This is a genomic window from Ramlibacter sp., assembly GCF_050250995.1.
Lineage (GTDB): Bacteria > Pseudomonadota > Gammaproteobacteria > Burkholderiales > Burkholderiaceae_C > Ramlibacter.
Genome location: NZ_JBFWNP010000006.1, coordinates 1 through 19,595, shown reverse-complemented (window position 1 = coordinate 19,595; position 19,595 = coordinate 1). Strand labels below are relative to the sequence as shown.

Annotated in this window: 18 protein-coding genes; 3 read left to right on the top strand and 15 right to left on the bottom strand. The window is 68.4% G+C overall.

Going from position 1 to position 19,595, the window contains the following annotated elements; translation table 11 throughout:
- Positions 1–7: 7 nt before the first annotated feature.
- The gene (moaC, locus tag AB7E83_RS07245; protein WP_428567136.1) at positions 8–484 is read left to right on the top strand and encodes a cyclic pyranopterin monophosphate synthase MoaC; all 477 of its coding nucleotides are present in this window, start codon (positions 8–10) and stop codon (positions 482–484) included.
- Between the two features lie 9 nt (positions 485–493).
- Here moaC and AB7E83_RS07240 read toward each other — a convergent pair whose 3' ends face one another.
- Complete coding sequence (locus tag AB7E83_RS07240) at positions 494–2,119, bottom strand: PglL family O-oligosaccharyltransferase (protein ID WP_428567133.1); 1,626 nt, start codon at positions 2,117–2,119, stop codon at positions 494–496.
- Here AB7E83_RS07240 and AB7E83_RS07235 point away from each other — a divergent pair.
- Complete coding sequence (locus tag AB7E83_RS07235; protein WP_428567130.1) at positions 2,100–3,026, top strand: glycosyltransferase family 2 protein; 927 nt, start codon at positions 2,100–2,102, stop codon at positions 3,024–3,026. The genes AB7E83_RS07240 and AB7E83_RS07235 overlap by 20 nt on opposite strands.
- A gap of 11 nt (positions 3,027–3,037) precedes the next feature.
- Here the strand turns inward: AB7E83_RS07235 and AB7E83_RS07230 are convergent, their stop codons facing one another.
- On the bottom strand, positions 3,038–3,946 hold the full coding sequence (locus AB7E83_RS07230) for a GDP-mannose 4,6-dehydratase (protein ID WP_428567128.1): 909 nt from the start codon (positions 3,944–3,946) through the stop codon (positions 3,038–3,040).
- A 35-nt stretch (positions 3,947–3,981) separates the two neighbouring features.
- Between AB7E83_RS07230 and AB7E83_RS07225 the strand changes: the two genes are divergently transcribed.
- Positions 3,982–5,220: a class I SAM-dependent methyltransferase gene (locus AB7E83_RS07225; protein WP_428567125.1), complete on the top strand. Its 1,239-nt coding sequence runs from the start codon at positions 3,982–3,984 to the stop codon at positions 5,218–5,220.
- Here the strand turns inward: AB7E83_RS07225 and AB7E83_RS07220 are convergent.
- The 13 genes from AB7E83_RS07220 to AB7E83_RS07160 all read right to left on the bottom strand — a co-directional run.
- Positions 5,217–6,260, bottom strand: coding sequence for a glycosyltransferase family 2 protein (locus AB7E83_RS07220; protein ID WP_428567123.1), 1,044 nt, complete (start codon positions 6,258–6,260; stop codon positions 5,217–5,219). The genes AB7E83_RS07225 and AB7E83_RS07220 overlap by 4 nt on opposite strands.
- Positions 6,257–7,105 carry a hypothetical protein gene (locus AB7E83_RS07215; protein WP_428567121.1) on the bottom strand — a complete coding sequence of 283 codons (849 nt, stop codon included), beginning with the start codon at positions 7,103–7,105 and terminating at the stop codon, positions 6,257–6,259. Before AB7E83_RS07215 ends, AB7E83_RS07220 begins: the two co-directional genes overlap by 4 nt.
- Positions 7,086–8,606: a lipopolysaccharide biosynthesis protein gene (locus AB7E83_RS07210; protein ID WP_428567118.1), complete on the bottom strand. Its 1,521-nt coding sequence runs from the start codon at positions 8,604–8,606 to the stop codon at positions 7,086–7,088. The genes AB7E83_RS07215 and AB7E83_RS07210 overlap by 20 nt, the downstream gene beginning before the upstream one ends.
- Positions 8,603–9,826: a hypothetical protein gene (locus AB7E83_RS07205; protein WP_428567116.1), complete on the bottom strand. Its 1,224-nt coding sequence runs from the start codon at positions 9,824–9,826 to the stop codon at positions 8,603–8,605. Before AB7E83_RS07205 ends, AB7E83_RS07210 begins: the two co-directional genes overlap by 4 nt.
- A complete protein-coding gene (locus AB7E83_RS07200) occupies positions 9,823–10,614 on the bottom strand; it encodes a hypothetical protein (RefSeq protein WP_428567114.1) in 792 nt (263 codons plus the stop codon). The genes AB7E83_RS07205 and AB7E83_RS07200 overlap by 4 nt, the downstream gene beginning before the upstream one ends.
- A gap of 32 nt (positions 10,615–10,646) precedes the next feature.
- Positions 10,647–11,885, bottom strand: coding sequence for a glycosyltransferase family 2 protein (locus tag AB7E83_RS07195; RefSeq protein WP_428567112.1), 1,239 nt, complete (start codon positions 11,883–11,885; stop codon positions 10,647–10,649).
- Between the two features lie 9 nt (positions 11,886–11,894).
- On the bottom strand, positions 11,895–12,308 hold the full coding sequence (locus AB7E83_RS07190; RefSeq protein WP_428567111.1) for a pilin: 414 nt from the start codon (positions 12,306–12,308) through the stop codon (positions 11,895–11,897).
- 174 nt (positions 12,309–12,482) lie between these two features.
- Positions 12,483–12,899 (bottom strand): pilin, encoded by a 417-nt coding sequence (locus AB7E83_RS07185; protein WP_428567109.1) that lies wholly within the window; start codon positions 12,897–12,899, stop codon positions 12,483–12,485.
- Between the two features lie 127 nt (positions 12,900–13,026).
- The gene (locus AB7E83_RS07180; RefSeq protein WP_428567106.1) at positions 13,027–13,446 is read right to left on the bottom strand and encodes a pilin; all 420 of its coding nucleotides are present in this window, start codon (positions 13,444–13,446) and stop codon (positions 13,027–13,029) included.
- Between the two features lie 78 nt (positions 13,447–13,524).
- Positions 13,525–15,942, bottom strand: coding sequence for a GspE/PulE family protein (locus AB7E83_RS07175; protein WP_428567104.1), 2,418 nt, complete (start codon positions 15,940–15,942; stop codon positions 13,525–13,527).
- A 127-nt stretch (positions 15,943–16,069) separates the two neighbouring features.
- Positions 16,070–16,861 (bottom strand): 3',5'-cyclic-nucleotide phosphodiesterase, encoded by a 792-nt coding sequence (locus AB7E83_RS07170; protein ID WP_428567103.1) that lies wholly within the window; start codon positions 16,859–16,861, stop codon positions 16,070–16,072.
- 49 nt (positions 16,862–16,910) lie between these two features.
- On the bottom strand, positions 16,911–19,157 hold the full coding sequence (locus tag AB7E83_RS07165; RefSeq protein WP_428567100.1) for a CHASE2 domain-containing protein: 2,247 nt from the start codon (positions 19,155–19,157) through the stop codon (positions 16,911–16,913).
- A 25-nt stretch (positions 19,158–19,182) separates the two neighbouring features.
- The coding region (locus AB7E83_RS07160; RefSeq protein ID WP_428567097.1) for an FHA domain-containing protein at positions 19,183–19,595 on the bottom strand (413 nt) is incomplete at its 5' end.

Below are 19,595 nucleotides of genomic sequence, written 5' to 3'. Positions count from 1 at the left end.
TTCGTTCATGAGTTCGCTGACGCACTTCGACGCGCAAGGTCAGGCGCACATGGTCGACGTCGGCGCGAAGGCGGCGACGAAGCGCATCGCCGTCGCGACGGGCCGCATCGAGATGCTGCCGGCGACTTTCGCGCTGGTGCAATCCGGCACCACGAAAAAGGGCGACGTGATCGGCATCGCCCGGATCGCGGGCATCCAGGCGGCGAAGAAGACGAGCGAGCTGATTCCGCTGTGTCATCCGCTGGCGCTGACCCGCGTGGCCGTCGATTTCGAATTGCAGGCGCCTTCGGCCGTGGTGTGTACCGTGACGGCCGAAACCATCGGACCCACCGGCGTCGAAATGGAAGCGCTGACCGCCGTGCAGGTGGCCCTGCTCACGATCTACGACATGTGCAAGGCGGTGGATCGGGGGATGGTGATCGGCGGCGTGCGGCTGCTGGAAAAGCACGGCGGCAAGTCGGGCGACTGGGTCGCGCCGGCCTGACGCCGCCCTTCACGAATCCCCCGCCAACCCCAGCTTCGCCGCCCACTCCGCATGCGCCTCGGGGAACGCCGCGCGGAAGCGCGCGAGATGCCAGAGCGCGACATCGTCGCGGCCGAGCATCGTCGCGCTCTCGACCGCTTTCTCGATCAGCTTGGGCTCGGGCGAATAGTGCAGCAGCGCCAGCGACTCGTCGAGCGACCACTGGGCATTCTCGCGCGTCAGCGGCGCCAGCGTGAGCTCGGCGAAGCGCGCCTGCGCCGAGAAGATGCGCGAACGGCGCACATGCTCCAGCGTGTTCTCGCGATACGCGGCCGCGCGCGCCTCGGGCTGCAGGTAGATCTGGCTCATGCGCCGGTAATCGTAGGCGACGAAAGCGACAGCCAGCGCGACGGCCGCCGGCAGCAGCGCCCGCCACCGGCCGCGCGGGGCTTCGACGTCCCCGCGCGCGGAGAGCACGCCGAGACATAGCCCCGCAGCGAGCTGGAACGGTCCGTACCACAGCGGGTACTCGAGCATGCTGTGGACGAAGAGGACGGCCAGCACCGACCACGCAAGCCGGCGCGTGCCATCGGCTTCGGCCCAGGGCCGCGCGCGCAGCGTCGCCCATGCGCCGGCCGCGGCGAGCAGCAGCGTCGCGGGCACGCCGAGTTCCACCGCGACGTGCAGCGGCAGGTTGTGCGCGTTGTCCAGGATGTCGCAGAAACGCGCGCCGTCGTACAGCGTGGAGAAGTGCGCGTAGTCGAGCTCGCCCCAGCCCCACCCGGTCCACGGCCGCTGGGCGACGAGTTGCAGGACGTTGGCCCAGAGAACCCGGCGGCTGCTGCAGCCTTCGCCACCGGGGGTGCGGCGCCAGATCGACAGGCTGTCGCCCGAGCCGGCCAAGTCGTGCAGCCAGGGCAGCGTCCACGTCGCGGCGAAATAGGCGACGAGCGCCAGCGCCGCGAGCCGAATGCGCTCGGCGCGCCGCTCGCCCGGCCACGCCGCCGCGAGGGCCGCGAGCACCAGCAGTTCGAGCATGCCCGTGCGCGACGTCGTCGCGGCGTTGCCCACCGCCAGCAGGACGGCGGCCATGGCCGACGCGATGCCGAGCCCGCGCCGGCCGACGAACCACGCGAGCGACGCGAAGCCGATCGCCGTGAGCGACGCGAACTGGTTGCGCTGGCGGAGGTTGGCGAAGGCGTCGCCGTTGGGCGACGCGCTCGCGAAGGGCGCGAACAATGCCGCCACATCGAAATACTGCGCGAGCGCGATGAAGGTGCTGATGACCGCCGCGGCCACCCACGTACCCGCGATCGTCGGCGCGCCCTCCGGCGTTGCCGCGAACGCGCGGGCCGCCGAGGCCGCGAGCGCGACGAGCACGAGACCGCCCGCGAGCGCGAGCGTGTCGAGCGTGACGCCGCTGCGCGCGAAAGCCCATGCGGCAACGAGCATGCAGGCGAGCGCGAGGCCCCAGGGAATGCGCCGCAGGCCGCCGGCCGCCGCGAAGGCCGCGGCGCACAGCGCGCTCGCGAGCCACGGATGGACCGTGGGCGAGGGGCCGGCCGCGAAGGGGTTGATCCAGGGAAGCAGCAGGCACGCCGCCATAATGAAGACGTGCGGGGAAGGAGCGCGGAGCGTGAGAGTCGTCGTTCTCATGTCAACTTACAACGGCGAGAGATTCGTGCGGCAGCAGGTCGAGTCGATCCTCGCCCAGTTGCCGCCGCACGGGCGCCTGATTGTGCGCGACGATGGCTCGCGCGACGGGACGGCCGATCTCGTGGAGGGCTTTGCCGACGCTCGCATCGTGATGCATCGCGGCGCGAACCTCGGCTTCGTGCGCAGCTTTTTCGCGCTGCTCGCGCTCGTGCCGTCGGGCACGGAGATGGTCATGCTGTCCGATCAGGACGACGTGTGGCTGCCGCACAAGATCGAACGCGCCTGGGCCGCGATCGGCCCGGCGGGCGAGTTGCCGACGCTCTACTGCTCGCGCCTCGCCCTCGTCTCGCCCGAGCTGCAGCCGCTCGGCCACTCGCCCACGTGGCCGCGCCCGCCCGGCTTCCAGAACGCGCTGACGGAAAACATCGTGACGGGCTGCACCTGCGCGCTGAATCCGGCCGCGCTGCGCCTGCTGCGGGACCCCGGCGATGCCGGGCGCATCTTTTTCCACGACTGGTGGTTCTATCTCGTCGTCTCCGCGTTCGGCCGCGTGGTCTACGACCCGCAGCCGACCATCCTGTACCGCCAGCACGGTGCGAACGCCATCGGCATGGGCGAGGGGCTGGCACGCTACGCCGGCATCGTGCGCTTCCTGCGCAAGACCAACTGGGTCCACATCTGCTTCGACCAGATCGCGAACTTCCGCGCCGTGCATGGCGCGCGGCTGTCGGCCGAGCAGACGCGCCTGCTCGATCGCTGCTTCGATCCGCGCCATGCCGCTTCCGTCGCGCGGCTGGTGTTCGCACCGCGCCGCCTGCGGCAAACGCTCGCGGGCGACGTGCTGTTCCGCGGGCTCGTGCTGGCCAACGTGTTGACCGGCCGCGGACTGCTGCCGCGGCGCGACTGAACGGCCGCGCCTCACGCGGACGCGGTGTCCTGCCGCTCCCAGTGGTCCAGCACGTCGGCGAGCGTGCGCTCGAGGGGAATGCGCGGCGTCCAGCCGGTGCGCTCATGCAGCTTCGCGGGGCTGCCCCGCATGCGGCTTTGCTGGGTCGCCACGTGCCGTTGCGCGTCGACCTCCAGGCGCATGTCGACCCCGGCGATGTCGAGCAGCAGGCGAACCACGTCGCGCATATCGCGCTCGATGCCGGAACACACGTTGTAGGCCTCTCCATTTTCGCCATGCACGAGCAGCGCGAGGTAGGCACGCACGATGTCGCGCACGTCGGTGAAGTCGCGCGTGCGATCCAGGTCGCCGACCTTGAGCGCCCCCGGGCCCCGGCCGCGGCGAAAAGCGACGACTTGGCGCGCGAAATCGGGGATGGCGAAGTTCGGGTTCTGCCGCGGCCCGATGTGGTTGAACGGGCGCGCGACGACGATCTCGAACGGCCCGGTCAGGCTCCACTGGCGGCAAAGCGCCTCGGACGCGATCTTGGCCACCGCATAGGGATTGCGCGGCGCGAAAGGCGTGTCTTCCGGGACCGGGAAGCGCTCGGGCGCCACGCTGCCGTAGACCTCGGCCGAACTCACGTACAGCACCCGCCCGCGAAAGCCCGCGGCGGCCAGCGCCTCGAAGAGATGCAACGTGCCGAGGAAATTGGTCCGATACGTGCCTAGCGGATCGGCGAACGCCACCGGCACCGAACTCTGCGCGGCGAGATGGATGACGCTCGTCGGCCGCAGTCGCGCGACGGCATCGCGCACGCGCTGCGCATCGCCGATGTCGACGCGGCCCCGCGCATCGACGAGGTCCGCCGCATCCGGCACTTCGCTCGCGACCCAGGAGCCGACGAAGCCGGCGAGTCCCGTCACGAGCGTTGTGGTCATCGGTTCATAATACCTTCGAGGAGGCGCAGGTCGCGATGGCGGAAAACACACGAATCGAACGGTGCCGCATCGCGCGCACCGGCCAGCTGGTGACCGTTCTCGACCTCGGGTCGCAGGCACTCACCGGCCACTTTCCGAAAAGCCGCGACGAAGCGGTGCCCGTGTCCCCGCTCGAACTCGTGTGGTCGCCCGACAGCGGCCTGTTGCAGCTTCGCCATTCGTTCGAGCCCGGCGAGATGTATGGCGAGAACTACGGCTATCGCTCCGGCCTCAATCAGTCGATGGTGGACCACCTCGCGGGCAAGGTCCGTATGCTCGAACGGCTCGTGCCGCTGTCGCCCGGCGACGTGGTGCTGGACATCGGCAGCAACGACGCGACGCTGCTGAAGTCGTACGCGGCCACCGGGATCACGCGCGTGGGCATCGACCCGACCGCCGCCAAGTTCATGGCGTACTACACGCCCGACATCGTGGTGCGCCCCGAGTTCTTCAGCGCCGCGGCCTTCCGCACGGCCAGCCCGCGCGCGGCGAAGATCGTCACCTCGATCGCGATGTTCTACGACCTCGAGGACCCCGTGGCGTTCGCGCGAGAAATCGCCTCGGTGCTGGCGAGCGACGGCGTGTGGCATTTCGAGCAGAGCTACATGCCCTCGATGCTGCGCACCAACTCCTACGACACGATCTGCCACGAGCACCTCGAGTACTACTCGCTCGGCGTCGTGCAGCGCATCCTGGAGGCCGCCGACCTTCGCATCGTGGACGCGACGATGAACAACGTGAACGGCGGCAGCTTCGCGGTGAGCGCGACGCACCGTGCCAACAAGAGCCTGAAGGCCAACGACCCCGTCGTCGGCTGGATGCTGGAACAGGAAGACCGCATGGGACTCGGCACGCCGCGGCCGTTCCGCGATTTCGAGGAGCGCGTGTACCGCCACCGCGACGACCTCACGCGGCTCGTGCGCACGCTGGTGGCCGACGGCAAGAAGATCGTCGGCTACGGCGCGTCGACCAAGGGCAACGTCACGCTGCAGTTCTGCGGACTCGGCCCCGCCGAGATTCCCGCCATCGCCGAAGTCAATCCCGAGAAGTTCGGCCGATTCACGCCCGGCACCGGCATCCCCATCGTGTCCGAGCAAGAAGCGCGCGCGATGAAGCCCGACTACTTCCTCGTGCTGCCCTGGCACTTCAAGGACGGCATCCTGCGACGCGAGAAGGAGTTCCTCGCGGACGGCGGAAAGATGATTTTTCCGTTCCCGGAAATCGAGATCGTCTAGGGCGTTCGACGCGCGGCGGACAGCCCCGCATAGAGCCGCCGTGCGATCGCGCTCGCGCTCGCGGCGCGGCTCAGCTCGAACAGCATCATGGCCCGACCGGGCGGGCGGCGCAGCGCGCACCAGAGCGCGATCGCTGCGTTGAGCAGCCGCGCGGGCGCGCGCGCCACGAGGGCCGCGAGCGGATGATGGGGCTCGCCGCCCTCGCCAAACACTTTTTCGAATTCCGCGGCGCCGTAGACGCCGAGCGCGCGATACCACACGAGCGTCTGCAGGCTGCGGCCCGGATGGCGCGCGATCACCTTCGCCCGCGTCGCCTCGGCGAACTGCGCGAACGACCAGACGAGCCGCGGCCACTTCGCCACCCAGATCTCGAAGGCGCGGCCCGACCACATCGCGTTGCCGTAGCGGATGCTCACGAGCGGCCGCGCGATCGCCTTCGCGCGGCCGAGCGCGGGCGCCTGGAACAGCGTGCCGATGTGGATGAAGAGCGTGCCGTAGTAGCTGCGCCGGTCGCGCGCGAGCCAAGTCGCGCGGCGAACGACCACGCCGCCGATGAAGCTCAGGTAGTCGCAGGTCGCCGCGAACAGCGCCTCGTGCTCGCCGGCGGCGAACGTGCGGTCGCTGCCGATGCGCAGCAGGTCGGGTTTCACGATCGCGGCCAGTTCCTTGTCGCGCACCTCGGCGTTCACGACGACGAGGTCCGGGCCGTCCTCCAGCGCGGCAAGCACCGTGCGCACGGCGCCGGGACGCAGCATGTCGTCGTCGCTGAGCAGCCAGCAGTACTCGCCTTGCGCATAGCCGACGGCCTTGTCGAAGTCCGCGTCGACGCCGGAGTTCACGGCTTCGCGATACAGCACGAGCGCGGGATGCCGCGCCTGCACACGCGCCACCACATCGGCCGTGTCGTCCGGCGACGCGCCATCGACCACGATCACCTCGACGCCGGGCTCCCACTGCGCGAGGATGTTCTCGAGCGTCTCGCCGATGAAGGCGCCGCGCGAGTAGGTCGCGATGCAGATCGACAGGCGCGGCGGCGTCATACCTCCAGCAGTTCCATGTCGCGGATGAGCGCGAACTGCGCCTCGCCGCGCGCGCCGCTCGTGCGCACCTGGTAGACGTTCTCGGCCCACGCGTGCGGCTGCACGGCGTCGAGGAAACCGTCTTCCAACGCAGCGGGATCGGCGAAGAACGCGTTGACGCCGTTGCGGTCGACGGTCACGAAGCGGTAGCCCTGCGGCTCGAAGAGCGAACGCCACGCGCGCAGCGACGCGCCGTAGTAGAGCCGCGTGGCATGCGCTCGGCCGTAGTCGAAGTCGGCCGCGTAGGGGATCGTCACGCTGCGCTCGGGCCCGAACGTGGAGTTGTATTCGACCGCAACGACCTTCGGCCGCAGCCCCGCGCGCAGCAGCGCCTGCGCCACGTGCCAGTCGATGCCGTCGATGTCGAGCGAGAGCAGGTCGGGCGACGCGTTGCCGACGAGGGCGATGAGTTCGGCCGCGTTGTCGCGGGTGACGAAACGGTTCTCGAACGACGCGGCGATCGCGCTCGCGCCCAGCAGCCGGCGCGCCTTGGCGCTCAGGGCCGGGTTGCCCTCGACCATCACGCACCGGTACAGCTGCGTCAGCGCAAGCCAGGTCGTGTTGTTCTGCACGCCGTCGGCCGCGCCGATCTCCAGGCAGTCGCGCGTCGGCGCCCGCAGGCTCGCGAGGAGCACGTCGAGGATGCCGTCCTCGCCGTTCTGGCTGAACCCGGAGAACTCCCATGTGGGCGGCCGGCGCGGGTCGAGCCGGCGCGCGCTTCGGCTGGCATGGCCCTTCGCGATCGCGATGGCGATGCGCTGCAGGTCGTGCGAGTCGGTCAGGTAGTCACGCAGCAGGTTTCGCATGGTAGGCCGTTTCCTTCCGTGAATTCCGAATGCCCGCGGCCGCGGCACGCAGGCGCCGGGAGCCGAGCACCAGCACGAGCCAGGCGAGGAGCACCGAGACCCCGGCGAGCAGGGTCCGCGCCAGGGCGTGCAGCGACGCGGCGTCCGCGAACGCCTGCAGCGCGAGGATGATCGCGAGCGAGACGAGCACCGGCGGCGCCACGTCCTGCGCGAACCAGCGGGGCGTGACGCCCGGCATGAGCCGTGCGTGGGTCCATGTCGCGCCCGCCGCGAGATAGATCGCATGCTGCGCCAGCCACGCGGCGGCGGCGCCGACGGCGCCCCATCGCATCGCGCAGAAAAGAATGAGCGGCAGCGCCAGCGCCAGCATCGACAGGCTGATGCGCAAGGCCAGCGTCGTTGCGCCACGGGCGAGCTTGAGCGCGTAGGGCGCGTACATGATCGCATGCAGGCCCGCGCCCAGCGCCAGCAGCCGCACCACGGGCCCTCCGGCCGCGGCGGCGACGGGATCGCGCGTCCAGGCAAGCAGGATGCTGTCTCCGAACATCGCCAGCGCGGCGGCGACGGGGAAGACGAAGGCCGTGAGCGCGAGCGTGCCGCTCCGGTAGCTGGCTTCGAGGTCGTCGCGGCTGCCGTGCGCCACTTTCGCAAGGTGCGGGTACAGCACGTTGAAGACGGCGCCGACCAGCGGATAGAGGCTCCCCGCCATGAGGCTCGCGAGCATGTAGTAGCCGAACTCGCTCGCGGGCACGAGCGTGCTGAGCAGCACCTTGTCGATCTGCGTCACGGCCACGCCGACCAGGCCGAGCCCGCCCGCTGCGGCGCAGGCGCGGAAGTACGCCACCGCCGATGCAGCCGGCACGCGCTGCGTCGCGCCGTGAACCGCCGCGCTGCGCCGGGCGAAGACGGCCGCCTGCGCGGCGGACACGACGCATAGCGCGGCGACGACCGCGCGCAGGTCGGAGGTGAGCGCCGCGGCGAGGATGGCGGCCACGGTGGCGACGAGCGTGCCGACGGCATGGATCGCGCTCGCGGCCACGGTCTCGCGCGCGCCGAGCAGCACGCCCTGGAAGAACGCGATGGGCCAGCGCAGCCCGATCAGCAGCGCGGTGAGCGCGAGCGCCTGCGCCGCGTGCGCGGCCGGCATGCGCTCCAGCCGCAGCCAGCCCGCGGCGAGCAGGGGCGCGAGCAGCGCGAGCGCCAGCGCGCCGCCGAAGCCCACCCACCAGGCCGCGCGCGCGATGGCATTCAGCAGCGGACCGATGCTGCCCAGGCGACCCGTCGCCTGGGCGTCGGCCACGGTGCGCGTCGCGCCGATGCCGAGGCCCGCGTCGAGCGCGAGCACGATGGTTTGCAGCGCGAGCGCGAAGCCGAGCACGCCGAACGCCTCGGACCCGAGGAAGCGCAGGTACAGCGGCATGGCCACCAGCGCCGCGATCAGCGCGACGGCGGAATTGGCGGCGCCCGCGAGCACGTCGAGGCTGATGCGCCGGACGCTCAAATCGCGCGCTCCCACGGCAGGCCGCTGCGGCCCCTGAAAGCATTGCAGTCGAGCCGGAAGCCGGGCTGCAGGACCTCCTTGCCGAGCGCGAGCCGCTGCGGATTCAGAGCGCGCTCGTACTTGATGTACAGCTCGTCGTCGGACGCGAGCATGAGGATCGAGTCGCTCGCGTGATAGATGCGCACGTGGACCGTGCCGGTGGTGCGGACGGTCTCCTGGCCCGCGGGGAAGAACCGCGGGCAAAGTGTCTCGACCTTCTCGAAGACGGCCTTCGCATGGAGCTCCGCGGGCGTCGGCTCGCGGGGCACCGGCGCGTCGGGCACGCGCACCAGCGTGCAGGCCCAGAAGCCGGCGCGGTCTTCGAGCTGCGCCTTGCGCTGCGGCGAATCGCCCTCCATCGTCATCGTGAGCTTCGACAGGCTGCGCGAGCGCAGCAGCACGCAGTCGGTCGGCTTGCGCAGGGCGAGGCGATGCGGCGCGAGCGCGGCGTCGATCTCGGTGACCGCGCGTACGTTCGGCTGCATGACCTCCTCCTCGATCGCGCGCGGCTGCGTGCGGTGCAGCAGGCGCAGCCGGCCGCCGTCGAGCAGTTCGTTCATCCGCTCGTAGTGGCGGATGCGCCCCTTGCCGACGTCCGCGCCGTCGAAGGTCGACAGGTTCACCCAGCGCACCTCGGGCGGAAACTGCGGCGCGATGAGCGACAGCGTCATGAGGGAGATGCCGACGTAGGTGACGTCCTTGTCGTTGGCCACCGGCGCGGTGTCGATGGAGAAGTACGGCGCTTCGCGCCAGGGGATCCACTCCCAGCTGTCGAACGGCTTCCAGGGGCTGTTTTGGGCGAGCGCGAATCCCTGCGCCGCCACGACCATGACCACGACGAACGAGCGCATCGCGGCCGTCACCGGCAACCGCACCGCGAGCGCGATGCACAGCGGACCCACCAGCAGCAGGTACGGCATGAAGTAGCGGCCGTTGCCGGTGGTCGCGAGCCAGGGCACGAACGAGATCGCGCACAGGAAGATCGCGGCCAGCAGCGGCCGCCCGAGCCGCACGCCGTCCCTGCGGATGCGGAATGCGAGCACCGCCGCGAGCAGCAGCAGCAGGATCGCGAACCGGAAATCGGGCGCGCAGATCTCGGTGTAGACCCACCCATCGGGCGCGGCCATCGCGATGGGCCGAAGCAGCCACTCGCGCAGGGTGTCGGGGATGAAGCGGATCACCGGCGCCACCCCACGGCATCGCGAAGAAGCGCGAACGCTCCGTCGGCGAACGGGAACACTGGATTGCCGAAGAGCCGCCACATGTCGTAGCCCCAGGGGCCGTAGGTCACGAGGAACCCGGCCACCGAGCCCGCGCAGAACGCGGCGATCGTGCGGGCACGGACGGACCAGGCGTGCGGCGCGAACAGGAACACGAGCGGCACGAGCACCACGAGCGGGCCGTTGCTCAATTTGAAGGCAACGGCGACGCCGCCCAGCACGCCTGCCCAGAACGCGCGCCGGCCGGGACGCGCCTGCCCGAAGCTCGCGAGCGCGAGCGCGAAGGACCAGAGGAAGGGCGCGGCCGCGAGCAGGTCGTTGCCCGTCGCCTCGAGCGTCTTCAGCGGCACGGCGCTCATGAAGGCCAGCGCGACGGCGCATGCACGGAAGATCGCGGCCTGCAGGTTCTCGCCGGGGATCAGGGTGCGCGCGACCATCCACACCGGAGGGACCGTGACGAGATGCAGCAGCGCCAGCACGCTGCCGGCCACCACGCCGCTCGCGCCTGACACCGCCAGCTTGTAGACCGGCCAGTAGAGCCAGGGGAACTGGGCCGACTGCCCGCCGGCGGCGAAGTAGTCGTGGAACTGCCGGCCATTCTCCGCCATCCAGCCGAGGTAGATGTGATGGTTGAGCGTGTCCCAGCCGAGGCCGAGCCGGCCCATGGTGAGCGGGACCGAAAGGAATACGGCCGTGGCGACCGCCATGACCGCCAGCAGTTCGAACCGGAGCCAGGAAGCAGTGGCCATTGCGGCAGGCGATGCGGCGGGCGACGCGCGCCCTATCTGCTTTTCAGTGCTTTCCATGCCAGTTGCACCGCGCCGGCCAGCAGGGAGCCCGCCATGGCCTGGACGCCCAGGATCATCATCGTGACGGCCGGAATCACCGAGCGCATCATGCTTTGCGGATCGAGCGAGGAATAGCCCGCGCCGCGCCACGTGGCGAAGAGTTCGGCCGACCAGGCGAGGCCCGCCACGAACACGAAGAAGCCGAGCGCGAGGCCCCATTCGACGCGCGCGAAGCGCTTGGCCGCGACAATCCACGTGGGCTCGTCGACGATGCCGGCGAGCGCCGCCATCCATTTCGCGAGCACCGCGAACTGGACCATCTGCGTGCCCAGGATCAGCGCCGCGCTGAAGTACAGCATCGAGTGGACGTCGAGGCCGACGTACTCGAAGACGATGGGACCGCGCGCGAGCCAGGCGAGCCCCACCGCGCCCACGGCCGTCAGCAGAAGACCGGGAAACAGGAACAGCCAGCGCGGCGTGAAGAGCAGCATGAAAATCAGGTGCCGCCAGCCGTCGCGCCACGTGCGCAGGTGCGGCGGCCGGTTTCGGCCGTCGGGCGACAGCGTCGTCGGCACCTCGCGGATGTCGTAGCGCGCGAGCGCCGCCTTGGCCACCATCTCGGTGGCGAACTCCATGCCGGGGCTCGCGAGCCCGAGTTTCAGCATGCGGTCGCGGCGAAAGCCGCGCAGGCCGCAATGGAAGTCGCCCACGTCGACGCGAAAGAATACCCGGCCCACCAGGCTCAGGACCGGGTTGCCGAGGTAGCGATGCAGCGGCGGCATCGCGCCGGGCAGGATGCCGCCGCGAAAGCGGTTGCCCATGACGAGGTCCGCGCCGGACCGCAGCGCATCGACGAAGCCGTCGAGCCGCGAGAAGTCGTAGCTGTCGTCGCCATCGCCCATGATGACGAATCGTCCGCGCGCCGCGGCGATGCCGCCCAGGAGCGCCGCGCCGTAGCCGCGCTGCTCGACACGGACCACGCGCGCGCCCAGGCCTTCGGCGACCTCGCGCGAGCCGTCGGTGGAGCCGTTGTCGCCGATGAGGATCTCGCCGTCGATCCCGCTTCGGGCCAGGAACGCCTTCGCCTTGGCGATGCACGCGGGCAGCGTGCGCGCCTCGTTCAGGCAGGGCATGAGGATCGTGAGTTCCATGGGCGCTGGAGCATAGCCGCTCGGCGGTACGGGCGCGCCCGAAACGAAAAGCGGCCCGAAGGCCGCTTCCGTGGCTGTCATGGCCGGTGATTAGCCGCGGCAGGAACCGGGCATCAGCTTGGTGGGCGTGCCGGTGCAGGTCCAGCGGCTGATGGCGTTGCCGCTCATCGTGGGCGACAGGGTCACGGTCACGGCTTCGCCGATGTTCGTGGTGTTGCCGGTCACGGTGATGACGCCGGTCGTGGCGTTGATCGCGAGCGCATCGACCATCTTGGTCGAGGTGAAGCTCGTGGCGCAGGTGTCGAGGTTCGACGCGCCGGCCGATTGCACGATCTCGCTCACGCAGGTGCGGGCGCCGCTGGCGGCGAGCACGACTTCCGACACGCGGGCGCGGCGGGTGTAGTCCTGGTAGGCGGGCAGGGCCACGGCGGCCAGGATACCGATGATCGCGACGACGATCATCAGTTCGATGAGGGTGAAACCTTGTTGCAGCTGACGCTTCATGAAATGACTCCGGATTTGAAATAGGGGCCGTCAGCCTCTGCAATCGGCATGCCATCGATATGGCATCGGAAATAAGTTCTCGAATCCGGCCAGTGCGGCCAATTTTTGTCATCCCGAAAGACGAAAAGCGGCGCAAGCGCCGCTTTTCGTGTCGCGAACCGAACGCTCGGCAGGTCAGGCGCCGCGGCAGGAGCCGGGCATCAGCTTGGTGGGGGTGCCGAAGCAGGTCCAGCGGCTGATGGCGTTGCCGCTCATCGTGGGCGACAGCGTCACGGTGACGGCTTCGCCAATGTTCGTCGTATTGCCGGTCACGGTGATCACGCCGCTCGTGGCGTCGATGGCCAGCGCATCGACCATCTTCGTCGAGGTGAAGCTCGTGGCGCAGGTGTCGAGGTTCGACGCGCCCGCGGACTGCACGATCTCGCTCACGCAAGTTCGGGCGCCGCTCGCCGCGAGGACCACTTCCGACACGCGCGCGCGCCGGGTGTAGTCCTGGTAGGCCGGCAAGGCGACGGCGGCCAGGATGCCGATGATCGCGACCACGATCATCAGTTCGATCAGGGTGAAGCCCTGTTGCAGTTGACGCTTCATGATTCCTCCAGGGGTGGTTGAGAAGCGCCCATCGCTCAGCAATCCGTGTGCCACAAAAGACAACGGCGCCGAAGCGCCGCTTTTTGTCGGTTTGCCGACGTTCCTGTCGGTTGCTGTCGGTCTTTCGTCAGTTGCCGCGGCACGAGCCCGGCATGAGACGGGTCGGAGTGCCGTTGCAGATCCATTTCGAGATGGCATTGGTACCGGCTGGGATCTCCGGCTTCAGCGTGACGGTGACGCTCTCGCCGATATTTGCCGCGTCGCCGGTGACGGTGATGAGGCCGTCCGAGTCGCCCACCGTGAGCGCGGTGACCATCTTCGTCGACTGGAAGTCCGTTGCGCAGGAACTCAGATTGGACGCCCCGGCCGACTGCACGATCTCCGTCACGCACGTCCGGGCGCTGCTCGCCGCGAGAACCACTTCCGACACGCGGGCGCGTCGGGTGTAGTCCTGGTAGGCAGGCAAGGCCACGGCGGCCAGGATGCCGATGATCGCGACCACGATCATCAGTTCGATCAAGGTGAAACCCAATTGTTGACGCTTCATAGTCCTCCCTAAGAAAGAAGCGTCACGAGATTAGCTGACCCCCCTCCAAAGGGAAGATACGAAAGTATTGCCCGAGGGCTATTTGATGCAGACGGACCGGACCTGCTTGAGGTCGGTGAAACCCATCATGATCTTTTCCATGCCGTCCATCTTCAGCGTCCGCATGCCGTTGCCGACGGCGGCCACGAAGATTTCGGCGACGCGCGCGCGTTCCTGGATCAGCTTCTTGATGTCGTCGGTGCCGATCAGGAGTTCGTGCAGGCCGATGCGGCCCTTGTAGCCTGACTTGTTGCACTTGTCGCAGCCGACCGACCGGTAGAACTTCAGCCGCCCGCCGTCGCCGTACGCCTTCACCCAGCTCTCGTACAGCTTCTTCGCCTCGCCGGCATAGTCGGCCTTCCAGGCTGCCGTGTGCCGCAGGTCCTCGGCGTATTCGGCGATGAAAGTCTTGATCTCGTCGGGCTCGGGGAAATACTCCTCCTTGCAGTCGCCGCAGAGGCGCTTGGCCAGGCGCTGGGCGAGGATGCCGAGCAGGGCGTCGGCGAAGTTGAACGGGTCCATGCCCATGTCGAGCAGGCGGATGATCGACTCGGGCGCGGAGTTCGTGTGCAGCGTCGAGAACACGAGGTGGCCGGTGAGCGAGGCCTCGACGCCCATCGACACCGTCTCCTTGTCGCGCGACTCGCCGACCATGATGATGTCCGGGTCGGCGCGCAGGAAGGCGCGCATGACGAGCGCGAAGTCGATGCCGGCCTTCTTGTTCACCTGCACCTGCCGCAGGCCCTTCTGCGTGATTTCGACGGGGTCCTCGGCGGTCCAGATCTTGGTGTCCGGCGTATTGAGGAACTTCAGGATCGAGTGCAGCGTGGTCGTCTTGCCCGAGCCCGTCGGCCCGCACACGTAGAACAGGCCGTAGGGCTTGCTGACCGTCTTCTCGAGGTTTTCCTTGTTGTGCGGCGTGAGCCCGAGCTTCTCCATCGGGATCGGCTCGCCGGCGGCCAGGATACGCATCACGACGTCCTCGACGCCGCCGGCCGAGGGAATCGTCGCCACGCGCAGCTCGATGTCGAGCGGGCCGAACTTCTTGAACTTGATCTTGCCGTCCTGCGGCTTGCGCTTCTCGGAGATGTCGAGGTCGCACATGATCTTCAGGCGCGTCACCAGCGCCTGGCGGAAGTGCGCGGGCACCTCCACGAAGTTCTGCAGGCTGCCGTCGATGCGCAGGCGGATGCCGGTCTTCAGCTTGCCGGGCATCGGCTCGATGTGGATGTCCGACGCGCGCATGTTGTACGCGTCGACGATGATCTTGTTGACGAACTTGACGAGTTCGTTGTCCGAAGCGGCCGAGGCCGAGGCGTCCTCGATGTCGCCTTCGTCGTCGACCGGCGCGCTCAGGTCGGCGAGCAGCTCGTCCATCGACTGGCCGCCCTCTTCGGCGCTCACGCCCCAGAGCTGCGCGAGCGTTTCCTCGAACTCGGTCTGCGTCGTGACCCGCCAGGCGAGCTTGGGATTGCGGGGGAAGATCTGCGGCACGATGCGCGAGTTGCGCACGGCCTCCGGGTCCACGCACATGATGACGAGGCCGTCGGGCGTCTCCTCGAGGGGAATCCAGCGCTGCTCCTCGACGAAGTCGCGCTTCAGGTTGCCCTGCAGCGCCTCGACCTTGATGCGGCTCGCGTTGAAGGGCTCGTACGGCACGCCGAAGAACTTGGCGAGCGAAGGCCCGATCTGCGCGGGGCGGATCTGGAAATCGCTCATCAGCACGTGCTCGACCGGCTTGGCCTCCTCGCGCGCCTTCTGCACGCACTTCGTGAGTTCCTCCGGGGTGAGCACGCCATCCGAAATGAGGCCGTCGTACTTCGTCGCCTTGCGCCTCGCGCCCTCCTCCGCCTTCTGCATGCGCTGGCGGATGGCGGTGGCGAGCGTCTTGCACAACTGCGTGGCGCCCTCGATCTCGAGGTCGCCGAAGGGATGGTCGCTCTTGTTGTTGATGACCTGGATCACGCCGTGCAGGGTCTGCCCGTCGAGGATCGGCACCACGAGCATCTGTTTCGTGCGGTAGCCGGAGCGGCGGTCGACTTCCTTCAGGAACGAGAGCGACGGGTGAATGCGCTTCAGGGCGTCGTCGTCGTACACATCGGCGATGTTGACCATCTGCTTGGCGAAGGCGACATAGCCCGCGATGCTCTGCGTGCTGATCGGCAACTTCAGGTCGCGCGCGACGTTCAGGCCGGTCTTGACCTTCGACACGATCGACTGCTTGTCCTCGCCGACCGCATAGAGCGTGAGCCGGTCGGCATTGAACAGGCGGCAGATGTCCTGGCTCGCCTCGAGCATGATCTGGTCGAGGTTCTCCGTCTCGTGGATCTTGGTCGTGACCTGCTGCAGCTGCTTGTAGAACAGCGCCTCGAACGTGACGCCCCGCTTCTCGGGCGGCAGCATCTGCGAGTCGAAGAACGCCTGCGAGTCCCTCTCCGTTTTCAGGACGGCGCTCATATCGTGACCCCCACGCTTGCCACTTCGTGTGCTGCGCTGCCCCCCGAGGGGGCCTTCGCGTCTTGCGGGGTCCCCGGAAAATCGCGCAGCGATTTTTCGGGGTTCCCGTGGGGCGGCCCGGCGACGCTCATATCTCGAACTCCTGCCCGGCCCTCAACCAGCGGATGTCGTGTACGACGTTCGGGCCGAACGGCTGCGTCTGGTCGAAGCGCTGGATCTCCGTCATGATCAGCTCGGTCTCCGCGGGCTTCGTGTGCGTGATGTAGATCGGATAACTCTTGCTCTTGTCGATGCAGTCGAGCTCGTCGGCCAGCGCATGCGGCGACAGGTGCAGGCTGCGGCGCGCGAGATCCTTCTCGCGGTTGCTGAATGCCGTCTCGATCACGAGCGCCGCGACGTCCAGCTGATTCAGCCGTCGCCAGAACGCGGGGTTGCGCTCGGTGTCGCCCGTGAAGACCCAGCACCCGTGCCCGCTCGTGACCGCGTAGCCGCATGCCGGCACGGTATGCACGGCGGGCAGCACCTCGACGTGCTTGCCGCCGAATTCGAGCACCTGCCCCACCTGGATGTCGTGGAAGGTGACGAAGGGTTGCTGCGGCGTCGGGATGCGGCTGAAGTCGGGCCAGATCACGTTGTTGAACACGTGCGCCTTGAGCGCCGCGATCGTGCCCGGAAGCGCATGCACGCGGATCGGCTCGGTCAGCGTGGACGCGATGGAGTCGATCATCAGCGGCAGCGCGGCGACGTGATCGAGATGGGAGTGCGTGAGCAGCACGTCCTTGATCCCCTGCATCTCCTCCAGCGTGAGATCGCCCACCCCGGTGCCCGCGTCGATCAGCAGGTCGCCGTCGACCACGAAGGAGGTGGTCCGACAGTCCCTGGCGATGGCGCCGGAGCAGCCCAGCACGCGCACCTTCACGTCAGCCCCCTTCGGCAGCGACGACGCGCAGCGCAGAGCGTGGGGGCGGTCATTTCGTTTCGAAGTTGGTGGCGCCGTCCCACGAGGGATCGAAGGGCAGCATTCGCATCGAGGCTACACGTTCGGAGTACAGCTCGTAAAGGTATTTTTTCGCGTTCATCCGCCGGAGATTCAGCATCAGGACGTCGCATTGGTCCCAGTCCTGTGCCCGGTAGGCTTTCAGGAAAGCATTCCAGACCTTGAGCTCCTCCTGCGTCGCCTTGTCGACTTCGCCGAGCGGCGCGAGCGGCAGATAGATCGCCACCGCCTGCTCCTTGCCCTTGACCCGCACGAGGTCGAGCTCCTGGAAGGCGAAGCCCGTCGCGATCTTGCGCGTGGTCTCGCTCACGACGATCTCGACCCCGTAGGCCTTCGACAGACCCTCGAGCCGCGAGCCGAGGTTCACGGAGTCGCCGATCACGGTGTACGCCCGGCGCACTTCCGAGCCCATGTCGCCGACGCACATCATGCCGGTGTTCAGCCCGATGCCGATGCCGATCTGGGGCAGGCCCTTGGCCGCATGTTCTTCGTTGATCGCGCGCAGGGCATGGGTCATCTCGATCGACGTCTTCACGGACAGGCTGCCGTGGTCGGGAATGTCGACCGGCGCGCCCCAGAAGGCCATCACGCAATCGCCCATGTACTTGTCGATGGTGCCGCGGTTGCCGCGAATGACGTCGGTGAGGCGGTTGAAGACGGCGTTGAGCAGCTCCTGCAGCTGCACCGGCTGCATCGTCTCGGACATCTTGGTGAAGCCGCGCATGTCGCAGAACATCACCGTCAGCTCCTTGTTCGTCGCCTGCATGCTGTAGCTGAGAGGGTCCTTCGCCATCTCGTCCACCAGCTCCGGCGGGACATAGGTGCCGAACAGATGCGCCAGGTCGCGCTTGCTGCGGCTTTCCACGAAGTAGCCGTAGCTCATGTTCAATGCAAACGCGGTGGCGCACATCACGAGCGCCGCCGCCAGCGGCATGACGATGCCTGCGCCGGCATAGAGCCAGAAATTCACCCCCACGACGGCGGCGATGACGGCCAGGCTAAGGAGGATGGCGCGGGTCGCCGAGAGCAGCGGCAGGCCGAAGGCCAGCGTGAGTCCGGCGATCACGAGGACGACGATGTCGTATCCCAGCGCGTAATCGGGCCGCACCGGAATCTTGCCGTCGAGGAAACCGGAGATCAGGTTGGCATGGACCTCGACCCCGGCGTAGGCCTCGCCGACCGGCGTGGCCCGCAAGTCCTGAAGTCCGGGCGCCGTCGTGCCCACGAGGACGATCTTGCCCTTGATGCTCTCGGGCGGCAGGCGCTTGTGGACGAGGTCGCCGGCAGAGACGTACTTGAACGAACCGCCCTTCGGCCCGCCCGGGCCGCGGAACGGCACGAGCGTCGCGACGCCTTCCGCGACCGGGATCGCGATCGACTTGTCGCCCAGCCGCAGGCGGATGCTTTCGAGGCCCTGGTAGCTGCGCGACACCACCTTGTCGGCGGGGAAGCCCGGCTCCACCCTCGGCTTGCCCATGACCATGCGGAACATGGAGAGAGCGAGCGACTCGTAGTAGTTGTCCTTGAACTCGGAGACGAGGGGGACCGACCTCACGATGCCGTCGGTGTCGACCAGCGGATTGAAGAAGCCGCCGGTGGGCGCGGCCTTCGCGAGCGGCGCGATGTTGGAGCCGAAACCCGTCCAGCTGTAGAAGCGGATCGGCCGGCCCTGCAGCGCTTCGCGGCCCATCACGGGCGCGGGCAGCACACCCGCGGCGCTGTCGGTCTCGCCGGTGAAGTAGTAGCCCATGACGATCGGGCGGTTCGACAGGGCCTTCGCGAAGATCGCGTCGTAGTCGAGACGCCCCTGCAACTGCGCCAGCTTCTCGTTGAATGCCGCCTGGTCCTTCAGTTCGCCCTGCGCGAGCTGGCGCAGCTGCTTCAGGCCCGAGCTGTCGTCGGGCTCCGCGAACACGACGTCGAAGCCGACGAGCGCGACCTTCTGGCGGTCGAACAGCTCGTCGACCATCTCGGCCATGCGGTTGCGGCTCCAGGGCCAGCGGCCGACCTCGGCCAGGCTTTTTTCGTCGAGGTCCACGATCACGACGCGATCGTCGAGCGTCTTCGGCATCGTCGCGCGCAACCGAGCGTCGTAGATGATGTCGTCGAGCCGCTGCAGCACGTGCAGCTTCAGCGCGCCCGAGGCGTGGAGCAGCGCGAAGACCAGCGGGATCAGCGTGACCGCGATGCGCGACCAGTGCTTGGCGAACAGGCTCATGGTCGGGGGGCGGGGCAACCCCGGCTCAGTGCGCCTGCACGAATTGCATCTGTGTACCGGCCAGTTCGAGCAGGTCGCCGTTCTTCAGCGTCACGGGCTCCGCGCCGATCGCCGCGCCGTTGAGCGTCGGCTTGTTGGAGCCCTCGACGTGCGCCACGACGAAGCCGTGCGGGCGCTTCGTGATCGCGGCCACGGCGACGCCGGGCTTGCCGATGGTCGTGACCACCTTCACGAGGGCGACTTCGCGGCCGGCCGCCGCGCCTGAGAGCACCTTGATGCTCCCCGCGATCGGACCCGGGTCGCCCGCGGGCTGCGCCACCGCGGTGGCCGCGCCGCCGGCCATGGCCGGCGCGGGCGCAGCCGCCTGCATGGGCGGCGGCACCACTCCGGCCTTCATGACCATCGTCTTCTCGAAGAGATCGGAAGAGCGTCGTGTAG